This is a genomic window from Kiloniellales bacterium, assembly GCA_030064845.1.
In the GTDB taxonomy this organism is placed as follows: Bacteria; Pseudomonadota; Alphaproteobacteria; order Kiloniellales; family JAKSDN01; genus JASJEC01.
Genome location: JASJEC010000006.1, coordinates 78,809 through 94,011 on the forward strand (window position 1 = coordinate 78,809; position 15,203 = coordinate 94,011).

Consider the following 15,203-nt stretch of genomic DNA (forward strand, 5'->3'; position numbering starts at 1 on the left):
GGCACTGCCGGTCATTCGGCCGGCGTCGTCGAGCAGACCGCCTTGAACAGCGGGCTGTCCGGCTCGACCGCGGTCCAGTTCTGCTCCAGCGGCAAGCCGTTCTCGTCGACGCCCCCTGACGCCATGAAATCCGTCCGCCTGGCGTTCGGGCAGTCGAAGAGCTGCTGGGTCACGACCGTGGGACTCCGGCGATTGACCAGAATGACCTCGGCGAGGACATAGCCCGGCAGTTTCTCGTTCCGGCGAAGCTTCGATCGATCGACCGAGATGAAACGTTCGGTTTGCGGGAAGAGGTAGGTCCAAGGCTTCCAGGCGGCGGAGGTGCCAAAGGTCTCCACGACCTCGATCTGCGCCGGCAGGCTCGCGATCGTCCGGGGGCCCCATGAATACTCGTCCCACAGATTGTAGGCGAGCATCGCAAGGCCGGCCGCGAGCGGAATCAGATAGCGGGGCGATTTCCGGCCGCGCAACCGATAGAACAGAAGAATGACGCCGGCCGCGCAGATACCCGCGGAGAAGGTCGCCAGGAGATGGATCAGCACGGGCCGGTGTTCCGGAGCTGGCTGGCCTGCTCCAGGTCCAGAGCGCAGCGCGCAATCACGCTTCCAATCAAGACTGGGAAGCGATCCCAACTCAACACACCACGCTCCTGGACGACTGGCTTCATGGGATCAAAGAGTGCCCACGTGATAGGCGTTGGCCATGGAAGACTGGATTGTCTTTACGACGTCGAAGGCATCCTTCAAGTGGTTTCGCTCGAAATGGGACAGGTCCTCGGGAGACATGAAATTGTCCGGGGCCCGGCCATCGCGAATCTGCCTCGCCTGGTGCTTCAGCCGGGTGATCGAAATGAACTCGAAGACATCCAAGAGGTCCTGCGCACCGGATTTGCTCAACGCGCTGGCCTCGCGCTCGGCGAGCAATCGGTCGCGCGTGTTGACTTCCTTGATCCCCGCGGCCAGGGCATAGACCCGGGCGATATCGATGACCGGCACGACACCGCTGTGTTTCAGGTCAAATCGGTGCTTATGTTCGCCGCCGCGAATGAGCACGAAGTTGCGAAAGAAGCCGAGCGGCGGCGTGTGGGTCAGCGCGTTGCTGACCAGATGGGCGAGGAAAATGCTGTTCGACTTCGCCTTGGCCACGGCCTGGTCGTGAAGCGCCTCGAACAGGCCGGTCTCGCCCCAGATGGGTCTCAGGTCGAACATAACGCTGGTCAGCATCTGCGCCATGGGTTCGGGCTCATCGATCCAGGATGCGAAGTACTTTTGCCACCGGCTTAATGGCTGGCGCCACTTGTCGGTCATCGCCATCATTTCCCCGGGGCAGTAGACGTAGCCGCAGGCATTGAGGCCGTCGCAGACCCGAGTTGCCAGGGACTTGAAGTAGTCCCCGTGCAGGGCCGGATCGAAGCCGTCGTCGATCACCATGCAGTTGTCCTGGTCGGAAACGCCGGTCTGCTCCTGTCGCGCCTGGGAACCGCTGGCAAGCCAGACATAGGGCAGGGGCGGCGGCCCCAGTTCTCTCTCGGCCAGGGTCAGCAGTCGCCGGGTCGTCGCATCGCAGATACTGGTGACGATGTGCCCGATGCTGTCGGCCGTGGCGCCGGACTCGACGAGGTCCATAAGCAGTTTAGGCACTTGCGCGACGACCTCCGCCAGTTGGTCGTGAGTCACGCGCCTGGCGATATCCCCCACCATGAAGACCGCTGATTGGGTCTGTTGGCGAACCAGGTTGGTGTTGGTGATGATGCCGGCCAGCCGCCCTTTGTCGGTCACGGGAAGGTGGCTGATGCCTCTCTGGGTCATGGTCAGGAGCGCGTCGAAGGCTGCGCTCTCCGCGTCGAGCGTCACCGGCGCCGAAGTCATGACGGAATCGACCGGCCCCTCGACATCCAGGCCTTCCGCCACCACACGGTCCCTGAGATCTCCGGTGGTCAGAATACCGACCAGTTCCTCGCCTTCCACCACCGGCAGGCAGGAGATGTCGTGTTGGCGCATGAGCTTCGCCGCATCGCGCAGGGTGGTGCCGCGTTCGATCGTGATCGGCTCTCGTTCCAAGAGATTGCGTAGCGTCAGCGACATCAGCCCGAACTGCGCTTTCGCGCGGGCTCTAGCCCAGGGTTTCCCGCGTCGGAATTCGCCGGCCTTCATGGGAACGAAATAGTCGGCGAACTCGGTGTGCGCTTTTCTCAGTCGCAAAAAGTCGGCCCGGGGTATCAAGTAGAGTTCGATGTCTTCCAAGGCCGACACTTCGTTGGGCGCCGTACCGTCGCCCAGCATGGCCCGCACGCCGAAGGCCTCGCCGTCGCCAATCTGCATCAGGAGTTCACCGTCGGACGTCTTGATCTCGACCGCGCCGGAGCGAACCAGATAGAGCGATTGGATCTTCTGGCCTGGCTCGAGCAAGATCGCGCCGCGCTTCTCACGCACCACCTGGATCGCCGCGCACAAGGCGCCGAGATCCGCCGCATCCAGAAGGCTGAAAGGATGACAGTCGGCCAGGTAGTCACGGATAGTGCTGAGTTCGGCCACCATTGACTCTCCGCCAAAAGAAAGAACAGACCCTACCGGAAGCAGGGTCTGTTGAGTTCAACTTACGACAAGTACAGGGAGGATTTCTCCGGTTTTTGCCCCCTTAGTGGCTGGTCGCGGCACCCGCGCCCTTCGGGATGCGGATATCCTCGACCAGCTGCTGGATATGCTCCGGCGGCGCCTGGGTCATCTTCGACACGGCGAAGGCCACACCGAAGTTGATCATGGCACCGACCGCTCCGAAGGCCTCCGGAGCGATGCCCAGGAACCAGTTGTCCGGCGTATTGGCCATCATCTCGGTTCCCTTGATGAAGAACCAGCCCTTGAACCAGAAGATGTAGATCAAGGTGCACCCGAGGCCCGTCAACATGCCGGCCACGGCGCCAACGTTGTTCACGCGCTTTGAGAAGATCCCCATCATCAGGGCCGGGAAGATCGAGGAGCCGGCAAGGCCGAAGGCGAGCGCCACGACCTGGGCGGCGAACCCCGGTGGATTGAGCCCGAGATAGCCGGCCACGGCGATAGCCCCCGCCATCGATATACGCGCGGCCATAAGCTCGCCCCGCTCCGAGATGTTCGGCATGAACATGCCTTTCAGCAGATCATGCGAGATCGCCGAGGAGATCGCCAGGAGCAGGCCGGCGGCAGTCGACAGGGCCGCGGCCAGGCCGCCCGCGGCGACCAGGGCGATCACCCAGTTCGGAAGGCTGGCGATCTCGGGATTGGCGAGGACCATGATGTCGCGGTCGACCTTGACCATCTCATTGCCCTGCCAGCCCCAGGCCTCTGCCTTCTTGGCGAAGTCCGCGTTCTTGTCGTTGTAGTACTGGATACGGCCATCGCCATTCTTGTCTTCGAAGACCAGAAGGCCGGTCTTCTCCCAGTTCTTGAACCACTGCGGACGTTGCTCATAAGCGAGATTGCCTTCCGGCGAACCGATCTCGCCGATTTGAATGGTGTTGGTGATGTTGAGCCGCGCCATTGCTCCGACCGCCGGCGCGACGGTGTAGAGAATGGCGATGAAGACCAGGGCCCAGCCCGCGGAGAAGCGCGCGTCCTTGACCTTGGGCACGGTGAAGAAGCGGATGATGACGTGCGGCAGGCCCGCCGTTCCTATCATCAGCGACAATGTATAGAGCACAAGATTGAGCGTGCCCCCCGCTTGGGCCGTGTATTGCTTGAAGCCCAGATCCGTCACCGTCTGGTCGAGCCTCTCCAACAAGGGTGTCCCACTGCCCTCCACCCCGCTGAACAGTCCAAGCTGCGGCAGCGGATTGCCCGTCAGCTGCAGAGAAATGAAGACCGCGGGAATCGTGTAGGCCAGGATCAGCACGCAATACTGGGCGATCTGCGTGTAGGTGATGCCCTTCATGCCACCCAGCACCGCATAGACGAAGACGATGCCCATGCCGGCGAAGAGGCCCGTCGCGAAGTCCACCTCGAGGAAGCGGGAGAAGGCGACGCCGACGCCCTTCATCTGTCCAATCACATAGGTGATCGAGGCTACGATCAGGCAGATGACCGCCACGACCCTTGCGGCGTCCGAGTAGTAGCGGTCGCCGATGAACTCGGGGACTGTGAACTTGCCGAACTTGCGCAGGTAAGGCGCCAGAAGCATGGCGAGCAGAACGTAGCCGCCGGTCCAGCCCATGAGGAAGATCGAGGCATCATAGCCGCGGAAGGCAATCAGGCCCGCCATCGAGATGAACGAGGCCGCGGACATCCAGTCCGCCGCGGTCGCCATGCCGTTGGCCACCGGATGCACGCCCCGGCCCGCAGCGTAGAATTCACCGGTGCTGCCGGCCCGTGCCCAGATCGCAATGCCGAAGTAGAGCGCGAAGGTCGCGCCCACGACAATGTAGGTAAGGGTTTGAAGATCCATCGTTCAGTTCCCCCAATCAGGCCTTTTCTTCTTCGTCTTGCTCTTCGACGCCGAAGCGGCGGTCCAAGCTGTTCATCTTCACGGCGTAGACGAAGATCAGTATGAGAAACACGTAGATCGAGCCTTGTTGTGCGAACCAGAATCCCAATCCAGCACCACCCACATCGACCACGTCCAACATCGGGCGCAGGACTATGCCGAAGCCGTAAGAAACCAATGCCCAGATGACGAGGCAGATGGCCACGAGCCTCACGTTCGCTTTCCAATACTCCTGTCCGGATTTGTCGGCTTCAGCCATAACGATTATTCCCTTCCAGAAACCTTGATCCCGGCCAGGCGCCTGCCCTGATCGAGTCGATCATCAGCCCGGTGACGCGCGGACGGTTTGAAAGGCCTTATAGGTCGCTCGCCGTGGCGGCGCGCTGATAGGTGTCAGTGTGCGGGCCAGAAATGTGGCCTATCGGAAGATCGGACCACTTGGTCGGCGCCGTTCGCGAGATGGTCGAGGTCCGCAACAAGCTGCGAAGGCCCCATAAGGCCAAGGGCAAGGCCGCCTGAGGCGCGGCGTGCCGGCCTTGGCCGCGGCGCTGCGCCGTTCAATTGATAGGTGTCAGTGACAGGAGGCCCGCGAGTGGTCTCAATGCGCCCGACGGGAGCAGACGTTTCCGCGAATTGCGCCGCGGGCCTGCCGGACAGGACGGCGGCCGCCGCATCGCGTCGAGCGAGGAAGGGAAGAAACTTGGATCTCAACAAAGTCGCCGTCGGCAACAACCCGCCTTGGGAGGTGAACGTTGTCATCGAGGTGCCACTGGGCGGTGAGCCGATCAAGTACGAGCTCGACAAGGACTCCGGCGCGATCTTCGTCGACCGCTTCCTTCACACGGCGATGCGCTATCCCTGCAACTACGGGTTCATTCCGCACACGCTGGCGGACGACGGTGATCCGGTGGACATCCTGGTCGTCGCCGGCACGCCGGTCGTTCCGGGCGCGATCGTGCGCGCCCGCCCGATCGGCGTGCTCATCATGGAGGACGAAGCGGGAGAGGACGAAAAGATCCTCTCCGTCCCGGTCGACGAACTGCACCCCTTCTACTCCAACATCAGCTCATACCGCGGTTTACCGAAGATCCTGCTGGAGCAGATCGAGCACTTCTTCGCCCACTACAAGGATCTCGAGTCCAACAAGTGGGTCAAGATCAAGCGCTGGGGTGAGGCCGAGGAAGCAAATCGCATGATCGAACAAGCCATCATCAAGGAAGCCGAAGCCTAGTCCGGGCCCCTCCCCTCCGGGCGGCACGCCAGACCTTGCCAGGCCATGGGCCGGATGTTCACGGCCTGACTGTTGGAAAGGGACATTGACATGACGGAAGCCACGCTCTTCGAAGTTCCGGAATTAATCGCCCAGCAAGCCTGGTGCGACACGGCCAAGTACCGCGACCTCTATGACAAGTCGGTCAGCGATCCCGAAGCCTTTTGGGCCGAAGAAGGAAAGCGCATTCATTGGTTCAAGCCCTACACCCAGGTCAAGGACGTCTCCTTCGGGCCGGGCGATGTGCACATCCGCTGGTTTCACGACGGCACGACTAACGCCTGCTACAACTGCGTGGATCGGCACTTGGCCGATCGCGGCGACCAGGTCGCCATCATCTGGGAAGGCGACGACCCTTCCGAGAGCCGGAAAATCACCTACCGCGAACTCCACGACCAGGTTTGCCGGCTTGCCAATGCCATGAAAGAACGCGGGGTCAAAAAGGGCGACCGGGTGACAATCTATCTCCCGATGATTCCAGAGGCGGCCTACGCCATGCTGGCTTGCGCCCGGATCGGCGCGGTTCACTCGATCGTCTTTGGCGGCTTCTCGCCGGACTCACTGGCGGATCGGATCAATGGTTGCGAGAGCAGCTGCGTGATCACCGCGGACGAGGGCCTCCGCGGCGGCCGCAAGGTTCCGCTCAAGGCCAATGCCGACAAGGCGCTCGAGCGTTGCCCGGGCGTCGAGACCGTCTTCGTGGTGCGCCGCACCGGAGGCGAGATCGATTGGACCGACGGCCGGGATGTTTGGTGCCATGAGGCCTGCGCCGCCACCACGGCGGACTGCCCGGCGGAGGAAATGGGCGCGGAGGATCCGCTCTTCATCCTCTTCACCTCGGGCTCGACCGGTCAGCCGAAGGGCGTGCTGCACACCACCGGCGGCTATCTGGTCTACGCCGCCATGACTCACCAGTACATCTTCGACTACCACGACGGCGAGGTTTACTGGTGCACGGCCGATGTCGGATGGGTGACCGGGCACAGCTATATCGTCTACGGCCCCATGGCCAACGGCGCGACAACGCTCATGTTCGAGGGGGTGCCCAACTATCCGGACAACTCCCGCTTCTGGCAGGTCTGCGACAAGCACAAGGTCAACATCTTTTACACCGCGCCGACCGCCATCCGCGCCCTCATGCGCCACGGGGAAGAGCCGGTGAAGCAAACCGAGCGCTCGTCCCTGCGCATCCTGGGCAGCGTTGGCGAGCCGATCAATCCCGAAGCCTGGCTGTGGTACTACCGCGTCGTCGGCAACGAACGCTGCCCGATCGTCGACACCTGGTGGCAAACGGAGACCGGCGGCATCCTAATCTCACCCCTGCCGGGCGCCACCGACTTGAAACCCGGCTCGGCGACGCTTCCCTTCTTTGGGGTCAAGCCCGAGATCGTCGACCACGAGGGCAAGGTTCTGGCCGGCGCCACGGAAGGCAATCTCTGCCTGGCCGACAGCTGGCCGGGTCAGATGCGGACCGTGTTCGGCGACCACGAGCGCTTTGTCCAAACCTATTTCTCCACCTTCCAGGGAAAGTACTTCACCGGCGACGGCTGCCGGCGTGACGAGGACGGCTACTACTGGATCACGGGGCGGGTGGATGACGTCATCAACGTCTCAGGGCACCGCATGGGAACCGCGGAGGTGGAGAGCGCCCTGGTCGCCCACGACTTGGTCGCGGAGGCGGCCGTCGTCGGCTTCCCCCATGACATCAAGGGTCAAGGGATCTACGCCTACGTGACCTTGTCCGCCGGCGTGGATGCCACGGAAGATCTGCGCAAGGAATTGGTCAAATGGGTGCGTTCGGAGATCGGACCCATCGCGTCGCCGGATTTGATTCAATGGGCGCCGGGACTGCCCAAGACACGATCGGGCAAGATCATGCGTCGGATTCTTCGCAAGATCGCCGAGAACGACTACGGCAGCCTGGGCGATACATCGACACTGGCGGACCCAGGCGTGGTGGACAACCTGATCGAGAACCGCATGAACCGTAGCTGAAAGTCGCGAGTCGGCGGATCAGCTCGAATTGCCGCGCTGAGCTGCGCGTTGTTGATCTCTCTCGGCTTGGCGCCCCAGGGTCCAGAAAGGACAATGCCTGTTTCGCAGCAGCCGGGAAGCTGGCGTGAAGTCAATACCCTCGAGGGATGTTGGAAAGCGCGCACTGATCGACCAAGGTGATCATATCGGGCGTATCCATCCTGATGACGCCCGACTGCTTGAGTTTGGTCAGACAGCGACTGACGGATTCGGGCGTGGTCCCGAGGAAGTCGGCGATGTGATAGCGCGTCATGGGGATCGAGATGGGATTCTCCGGCTCGCCTCTTTGGGCGGCCCGCTTCGAGAGGTAGAGCAGGAATGCCGCGACCCTCGAACATGCCGTCACGCCGCCAAGCAGAAGCACGTGGTCTTCGGCGATGCTCAGTTCGTTCGCCAAGGCATCGAGAACGATCTGTCCGTAGGTAGAGCTGCAGACCTCCTTCGAAGACAAACGGCGGCGGCCGTAGCAGACAAGAGTGCAATCCGTGATCGCTTCCGCCGTGGTGCGATAGCAATCCGAGAAGATGGATCCGAAATAGTCGCCCTCGGAGAGGAAGCCGGTGACCCGCCGGTCGCCGTTCTCCATCACCAGCGATGTGCTGACCGTGCCGCCGATGAGCCGAAAAAGGTATTCGGCGGGGTCGTCCTGCATGTAAATGTTTCGGCCGGCCGGCACGAACTCGGTCCGCCCGAGCGATCTTGTCCGCCGCTTGGCTTCGATGCCGCTTGTTAGAAGGTGGCCAACGTGAAGCTTCTCGGTTTGGACAGCACCGGCGCTTTCGAAATCTGCATACATGTCAACGCCCTCCCGATACGTTCGGCTCATTCGAATTGAGCCTTTTTGCTAGGTGAGAGGACTAAGCGGCCACTGTTGCAGAAGTGTTGTTCGAATGTATCCAATTGTTACAAGGTTCCCCGCGCAGCCTTTTCGTCTAATGGTTCGGAATCGCTGGGTGCGCCAGGCCGGGCTCGAGTCACCGGAGGTTTTTCCCTTTGGCTTCTGAGGTCGAAGCACGCTCGGAGTTCGCCACGCTCAAAGCCGGGCTTGATCACATCGATCAGGGCATCTCGGTTTTTGACGAACGGCTCAGGCTGGTTTTTTGCAATCAGCGCTATCTCGACCTGCTCGAGCTACCCAAGGAGCTGGCTGTCGTCGGCTCGTCCTACGCGGATTTCGTGCGGTTCAACGCCGAACGCGGCGAATACGGTGACGGATCGATTGAGCAGCAGATCTCCGAAAGGGTCGAGGCGGCGCAGAACTTCATCGCCCACTATCAGGAGCAGACGCGCCCGAATGGCGTGGTCCTGGCAATTCATGGCGTACCCCTGCCCGAGGGCGGTTTCATCTCGGTCTACTCCGACATTACCGAGCAGCAGCGCGCCGAAGAGCTTATAAGGGAAAGAAACGAAGAGCTGGAGGCGCGCGTGCAGAGACGCACGCAAGAGCTGCAACGGGCCAACGAGCAGCTGCGCGACCTGGTAAAATCGGAACAAAGCATCTCCGAGGCCCTGAAGTACAGCGAAGCGCGGCTCCGTCTCATCACCGACGCCGTGCCCGCGGGTATCGCCTACATCGACGCCCATCAGCGCTACCAATTTGCCAACGATAGGATCGCCCGCGCCTTCGGCTACACGAAGGAAGACATCATCGGCAAAACGACGCGAGAGGTGCTCGGCGAAAAGCTCTATGACCAGCTGATCCCCTTCCTGGAGAAGGGGCAAATGGGCGAGGAGGTCACGTTCGAGTACACGCTGGGGCTTCCCGACGGCAGGAACGCCCTTATCCGAACCAACATCATCACCGATCTCGAAACGGATCACGCGTTCCCCGGCTACTATGTCCTCTCGCTCGATGTTTCCGACCAGAAGAAGGCCGAAACCGCCTTGGCCCATGCACAAAAGATGGAGGCGGTCGCCGAGTTGTCGGGCGGCCTTGCGCACGACTTCAACAATCTCTTGACTGTCGTCCTGGGAAATCTCCTGCCGCTGCGAGAGCGCTCTCGAGGCGCGGACGCGGAACTCGTCGACCCGGCGATCGAAGCCGCCAGGCGCGGGACCAAGCTCATTCGTCGGCTCCTGTCCTTCTCGCGCCAAGAGATGCTCGAGCCGGCGCCGGTGAAGGTCGAAGCCCTGATCGAGAGTCTCGTCGGACTGCTGAAGAGCACGCTGCCCAAGGAAATCGCTATCGTCAGCGAGACCGAGGATCGGGATCTTCTCGCCTTCGTCGATCTTCACCAGTTGGAGAATGCCTTGCTGAACCTTTGCTTCAACGCGCGCGATGCCATGCCTGGGGGCGGTACGCTTCGGGTCACCGCGGGGCTGGAATCCATCGCCGAGGGGGCGCGCACGGAGGTCGAGCTGCCGACCGGCCGCTATGTCGCCATATCGGTTGTCGACGACGGCAGCGGCATGGATCAAGCCACCGTGGATCGGGTGTTCGAGCCCTTTTTCACATCGAAGGAGGCGGGCCAGGGGACCGGCCTCGGCCTGAGCATGGTTTACGGCTTCGCCAAGCAATCCGGCGGTGCGGTCGCACTGGACAGCGCAGTCGGACAAGGCACCCAGGTACGCTTGCTCCTTCCCTGCGCGGAAGCGGCCATAGCGTCCACTGAGCAGGGCGCGACGCGCGAGGACTCCGCGGAACGGACGCTGGTTCTGCTGGTGGATGACGATCATGACGTTCGGGAGGTGATTCGCCGCCAGTTGATCGAACTCGGCTTTGTTACAATCGAGGCCGCGAACGCCGACGAGGCCCTTGGTCTCCTATCCAGCATCGACGAGATCGCGCTTCTTCTGTCCGATGTGGTCATGCCAGGTGGAATGAACGGCTATGACCTGGCCCAGCGGGCACTGGAGCGAAGGCCGGATGTCAAAGTCCTGCTGATGAGCGCCTTCACGGAGGGAAAGACCAGGGGTGGCGCCGAACCTCCCATGCCGGTCCTGCGCAAGCCCTTCGAGGCGCACGAACTCCACCGGGCCATCCGGAGCCGGTTGCAGAACGATGGCCCGGTCACCGAAAAATAGCCTAACACATTGCGAAATATAGATTTATCCGATTGTCCTGAGCCAATCCATGATACAGTGACCCTGCAATCGCCTGTTTTGGCGTGATGAGCTTGTGATAGCATTTGCGTTGAACAGAAATCGGCAAACGCAGTGAACGAGATCTAGCCGTGGCCCCGCAGTCGGAAGGGATCGTCGTTGTCGAGGACAACATCGAGGTTGCTCAAACCGTTCTCCGTTCTCTCGAATCGGCGGGCTATCAGACCAGGCACTTCACTCGCGGGCAGGAGCTGAGGAGCTATCTCCAGAAACAGACGCCGGCGCTTTGCATTATTGACCTGGGGCTGCCCGACGGCGACGGGTTGGATCTCGTCCGAAGTCTCCAGGGCACTCCCGATACGGCCATCGTCATCTTGACGGGACGGGGCAAGGCGACCGACCGGGTGATCGGCCTGGAGGTCGGCGCGGACGACTATATCGTCAAGCCTTTCGAGCCTCGAGAGCTGGTCGCCCGGGTCAAGGCGGTCCTTCGCCGGACCCGGCAAGGGGAGGAAAGCAGCGCGCCCGAGACCCTGCGGAACGCTCGTTTCGAGAACTGGACCTATAGCCCGGACACCTATTCCCTGACCTCCGAAGACGGCAAGACCTTGACGATCAGCGCCGCGGAAGCCCGTCTCCTTGCCGTGTTCCTCAAGGCACCGAAAAGAATTCTTTCCCGGGAACAGCTGCTCGAGCTCACGTCGGGCGAAGACTCCGCCGCCTTCGATCGGGCCGTGGATGTCCGGGTTTCGCGGCTGCGCCGCAAGCTCGAGGCCAACAATGAGGATCCGCAGCTCATCAAGACGATCTATGGCGCGGGATATCTCTTCAACGCGTCTGTCGAGTGGCTGGAAGAGCCCCGGTAAAGGCCGCCGGCGGCATCCTGCACTCCGTCCTCGGAAACATGCACAAGGCGGCGTGACCCGGCCGGCGGGCGGCCCGGCGGCGGTTCGGCCGGGCCGGGCCGTCTGTTGAAACCGGGTGGCGCGTCGCCATATGGCCGTGTGATCGAACGCCCGCCACGGAGCGTAGTATTTTCATGTCCGCGACCACCCTCAGCCCCGACGGGCAAGCCCTTATGGACGGAACCATGATCCGCCTGGAGGACCTGGAGCTGACCCTGCCGTCGGCGGCGGGCCCGGTCGAGATCCTGCGCCGCATCGACCTGGAGGTCGGCGCCGGTGAGACGGTCAGCGTGGTCGGGCCTTCGGGCTCCGGTAAATCGTCGATGATGATGATCGTCGCCGGCCTCGAGCGAGCCACCGCCGGACGGGTGACCGTCGCCGGGCAGGAGCTGGCGAGCCTGTCCGAGGACGGCCTCGCGCTATTCCGCCGCTCCAGCGTCGGGATCGTGTTCCAGTCGTTCCACCTGGTGCCGACCATGACGGCGCTGGAGAATGTGGCCATTCCCCTTGAATTGGCCGGCCGCGGCGACGCTTTCGAGCGGGCCAGGGCCTGCCTCGACCAGGTCGGCCTAGCGCACCGTTTGACCCACTATCCGGGGCAGCTGTCCGGCGGCGAGCAGCAGCGCGTGGCCCTGGCGCGCGCCTTCGCGCCGCAGCCGTTATTGCTCCTGGCGGACGAGCCGACCGGCAACCTCGACGGCGAGACCGGCCGCGGGGTGATCGACCTTCTGTTCGACCTGACCGCGGGCCACGGCACGACCCTCATGCTGATCACCCATGACCCGAACCTGGCGCAACGCTGCGGGCGCCAGATCCGCCTGGTCGACGGCCAGATCCGGGAAGACGCCCTGGCGCAGGGCGCGGTGCCGACCGCCAGGGCGAGCTGATGCGCGAGTTCGGGCTGGCGCTGACCCTGGCGCGGCGGGAGCTGCGCGGCGGGCTCAAGGGCTTCGGCGTGTTCCTGGGCTGCCTCACCCTCGGCGTGGCCGCGATCGCCAGTGTCGGCTCGCTGTCGCAGTCCGTGCTCGGCGGCTTGGCGGCCCAGGGCCAGAGCCTGCTGGGCGGCGACCTCGATCTGAGAATGGTGCACCGCACCGCCGGGCCGGAGGAGCTGGCCTGGCTGAAGCAGCGGGCCGATGTCTCGGTCTCGACCCACATGCGGGCCATGGTGCGCGCGCCCGGCGAGGAGCGTCGCTCCGTGCTGGTGGAACTGCGCGCGGTCGACGACGTCTTTCCGCTCTACGGCGAGGTGGTGCTCGACCCGCCGCTGCCGCTGGACCAGGCGCTCGGCCAGTCCGACGGTCTCTGGGGCGCGGCGATAGACCGCACCCTGGTATCCCGGCTGGACCTGGGCGACGACGCCCTCGGGACCGAGATCTTTGTGGGCGAGGGGCGCTACCAGATCCGGGCCATCCTGGAGCGGGAGCCGGACCGGATCGGGACCCAGATGATGTTCGGCGCCAGCTTCATGGTGTCCACGGACAGCCTGCCGCAAACCGGGCTGCTGCGCCCCGGCGCCCTGAACCACACCCATTACCGGCTGCGCGTGCCGCCCGGGGAATCGCCCGCGGCGCTGAGGGCCGAGATCCTCGAGACCTTCCCCGAGGCCGGCTGGCAGGTCCGCGGCACCGCCGAAGCGGCGCCGGGGGCCAAGCGCTTCATCGAGCGGCTCGGCATGTTCCTCAGCCTGGTCGGCCTGACATCTCTGCTGGTCGGCGGGGTCGGGGTCGGCAACGCCGTGCGCAGCTACCTCGAGGGCAAGACGGCGACCATCGCGACCCTGAAATGCCTCGGCGCTTCCGGCCGACTCGTCTTCCGGGTCTACCTGGCCCAGGTGCTGGCGCTCGCTTCCCTCGGCATCGCGATCGGCCTGGCGCTCGGCGCCGCCACGCCCTTCGCGGTCAATGCCCTGGTCGGCGACAGCTTCGGCTGGCAGGGGGTCTCGGCGGTCTTCCCGGCGCCGCTCGCGCTCGCCGCCGCCTTCGGTGTCCTGATCACCCTGGTGTTCTCGCTCTGGCCGCTGCAGCACGCCCAGGCGGTGCCGGCAGCCAGCCTGTTCCGCGATCTGATCGCGCCCGACCAGACGTCGGTGGGCGCCAAGGCCTGGGCGGGCATCGCCCTGCTTGGTCTGCTCCTGGCCGGTCTGGCCGTGGTAACGGCGGTCGACAAGCGGCTCGCGCTCTACTTCGTCGCCGGCGCGCTGGGCGCGCTCGCCACATTCCGGCTCGCGGCCTACGGGGTCATGACCCTGGCGCGGCGCGCCGGACGGCCGCGCCACGCTGGCCTGCGCCTGGCGCTGGCCAACCTCTACCGCCCGGGCGCGCGGACCGGGGGCGTCATCATGTCGCTCGGGCTCGGCCTGACCCTGCTCGTCACCAACGCGCTGATCGAGGGCAACCTGGCCAAGCAGGTCGGCGACAGCCTGCCCGAAGAGGCGCCCAACTTCTATTTCCTCGATATCCAGCCGAGCCAGGCAGAGAACTTCGAGCAGGCCGTCGGCGAGGTGGCGGGCGTGCGGGAGATCCGCCGCGTGCCCATGCTGCGCGGACGCATCGCGCAGGTGAACGGCAAGTCCAGCCGGGAACTGGATATTCCGCCCGAGATCGAGTGGGTATTCCGGGGCGACCGGGGACTGACCTGGACCCGCGAGCCGCCGGAAGACACCGAGCTGACCGCCGGCGAGTGGTGGCCGGCCGACTACAGCGGCAAGCCGCTGGTCTCGCTCGACGATAACGTCGGACGGCTGCTCGGGATCGGCCCGGGCGACACCATGACCATCAATCTGCTCGGGCGGAACATCGAGGTGACCATCGCCAACCTGAGGGTGATCGACTGGTCGCGGATGACCATCAACTTCGTCATGGTCTTCTCGCCAGGGATCCTTGAGGCGGCGCCCCAGACGCAGATCGCCACGGTCAAGGTCTCGGCCGAGCAGGAAGACCAGGTCGAGCGGGCGGTGACCGGCAACTTCGCCAACATCTCGGCGATCCGCGTGCGCGACGCCCTTACCGCGGTCGGCGAGCTGATCGGCAACGTCGGGATCGCGGTGCGCGCGGTGGCGGGCGTGGCGCTCTTCGCCGGGATCCTGGTCCTCGCCGGGGCCGTGGCGGCGGGGCATCACCGTCGGATCTACGACGCCGTCATCCTAAAGGTGCTGGGGGCGACCCGCGGCCGGATCGTGCAGGCCTTCCTGATCGAGTACGGCCTGATGGGCCTGGTCAGCGCCGCGATCGCCAGCGTCATCGGCACCCTGGCCGCCTATTTGATCATGACCGAGGTGCTGCGCGGCCCCTTCACCTTCATCCCCCAGGCCGTGGCCAGCACGGCGGTGGTCGCCCTGATCATCACGCTCTGCCTGGGCTTCATCGGGACCTGGCGGGCGCTGGGCCACAAGGCCGCTCCGCTTCTGCGCAACGATTAACGAAATGTAACCGCACTTTCATGAAAATCGCCCCCCTTCGGCCCCTTGGGGTTATTGATTCGTGGGCCGCGTGGTA

The 15,203-nt window shown here is 63.9% G+C and carries 11 protein-coding genes; 6 read left to right on the forward strand and 5 right to left on the reverse strand.

Translation table 11 applies throughout. The features are described from left to right. Positions 1-11: 11 nt before the first annotated feature. The 4 genes from QNJ67_03870 to QNJ67_03885 form a co-directional block, all read right to left on the reverse strand. A complete protein-coding gene (locus QNJ67_03870) occupies positions 12-542 on the reverse strand; it encodes a hypothetical protein (GenBank protein MDJ0608088.1) in 531 nt (176 codons plus the stop codon). A gap of 129 nt (positions 543-671) precedes the next feature. After that, positions 672-2,537, reverse strand: a complete 1,866-nt coding sequence (locus tag QNJ67_03875) for a putative nucleotidyltransferase substrate binding domain-containing protein (GenBank protein ID MDJ0608089.1) — start codon at positions 2,535-2,537, stop codon at positions 672-674. 100 nt (positions 2,538-2,637) lie between these two features. Next, positions 2,638-4,416: a cation acetate symporter gene (locus tag QNJ67_03880; protein ID MDJ0608090.1), complete on the reverse strand. Its 1,779-nt coding sequence runs from the start codon at positions 4,414-4,416 to the stop codon at positions 2,638-2,640. A gap of 16 nt (positions 4,417-4,432) precedes the next feature. Next, positions 4,433-4,714 (reverse strand): DUF4212 domain-containing protein, encoded by a 282-nt coding sequence (locus QNJ67_03885; protein ID MDJ0608091.1) that lies wholly within the window; start codon positions 4,712-4,714, stop codon positions 4,433-4,435. 441 nt (positions 4,715-5,155) lie between these two features. Between QNJ67_03885 and ppa the strand changes: the two genes are divergently transcribed. Together ppa and acs are read left to right on the forward strand one after the other, a co-directional pair. Further along, complete coding sequence (gene ppa, locus QNJ67_03890; GenBank protein MDJ0608092.1) at positions 5,156-5,686, forward strand: inorganic diphosphatase; 531 nt, start codon at positions 5,156-5,158, stop codon at positions 5,684-5,686. Positions 5,687-5,776: 90 nt separating this feature from the next. Next, positions 5,777-7,720: an acetate--CoA ligase gene (gene acs, locus QNJ67_03895; GenBank protein MDJ0608093.1), complete on the forward strand. Its 1,944-nt coding sequence runs from the start codon at positions 5,777-5,779 to the stop codon at positions 7,718-7,720. A gap of 130 nt (positions 7,721-7,850) precedes the next feature. Here the strand turns inward: acs and QNJ67_03900 are convergent, their stop codons facing one another. Beyond that, the gene (locus QNJ67_03900; GenBank protein ID MDJ0608094.1) at positions 7,851-8,555 is read right to left on the reverse strand and encodes a helix-turn-helix domain-containing protein; all 705 of its coding nucleotides are present in this window, start codon (positions 8,553-8,555) and stop codon (positions 7,851-7,853) included. 197 nt (positions 8,556-8,752) lie between these two features. Between QNJ67_03900 and QNJ67_03905 the strand changes: the two genes are divergently transcribed. From QNJ67_03905 to QNJ67_03920, 4 genes are all read left to right on the forward strand, one after another. Beyond that, positions 8,753-10,783, forward strand: a complete 2,031-nt coding sequence (locus tag QNJ67_03905) for a PAS-domain containing protein (GenBank protein MDJ0608095.1) — start codon at positions 8,753-8,755, stop codon at positions 10,781-10,783. Positions 10,784-10,932: 149 nt separating this feature from the next. After that, entirely contained in the window at positions 10,933-11,667 is a 735-nt protein-coding gene (locus tag QNJ67_03910; GenBank protein MDJ0608096.1) for a response regulator transcription factor, read from the forward strand. Between the two features lie 173 nt (positions 11,668-11,840). Further along, complete coding sequence (locus QNJ67_03915) at positions 11,841-12,593, forward strand: ABC transporter ATP-binding protein (protein ID MDJ0608097.1); 753 nt, start codon at positions 11,841-11,843, stop codon at positions 12,591-12,593. Then, positions 12,593-15,127, forward strand: a complete 2,535-nt coding sequence (locus QNJ67_03920) for an FtsX-like permease family protein (GenBank protein ID MDJ0608098.1) — start codon at positions 12,593-12,595, stop codon at positions 15,125-15,127. Before QNJ67_03915 ends, QNJ67_03920 begins: the two co-directional genes overlap by 1 nt. Positions 15,128-15,203: the final 76 nt, after the last annotated feature.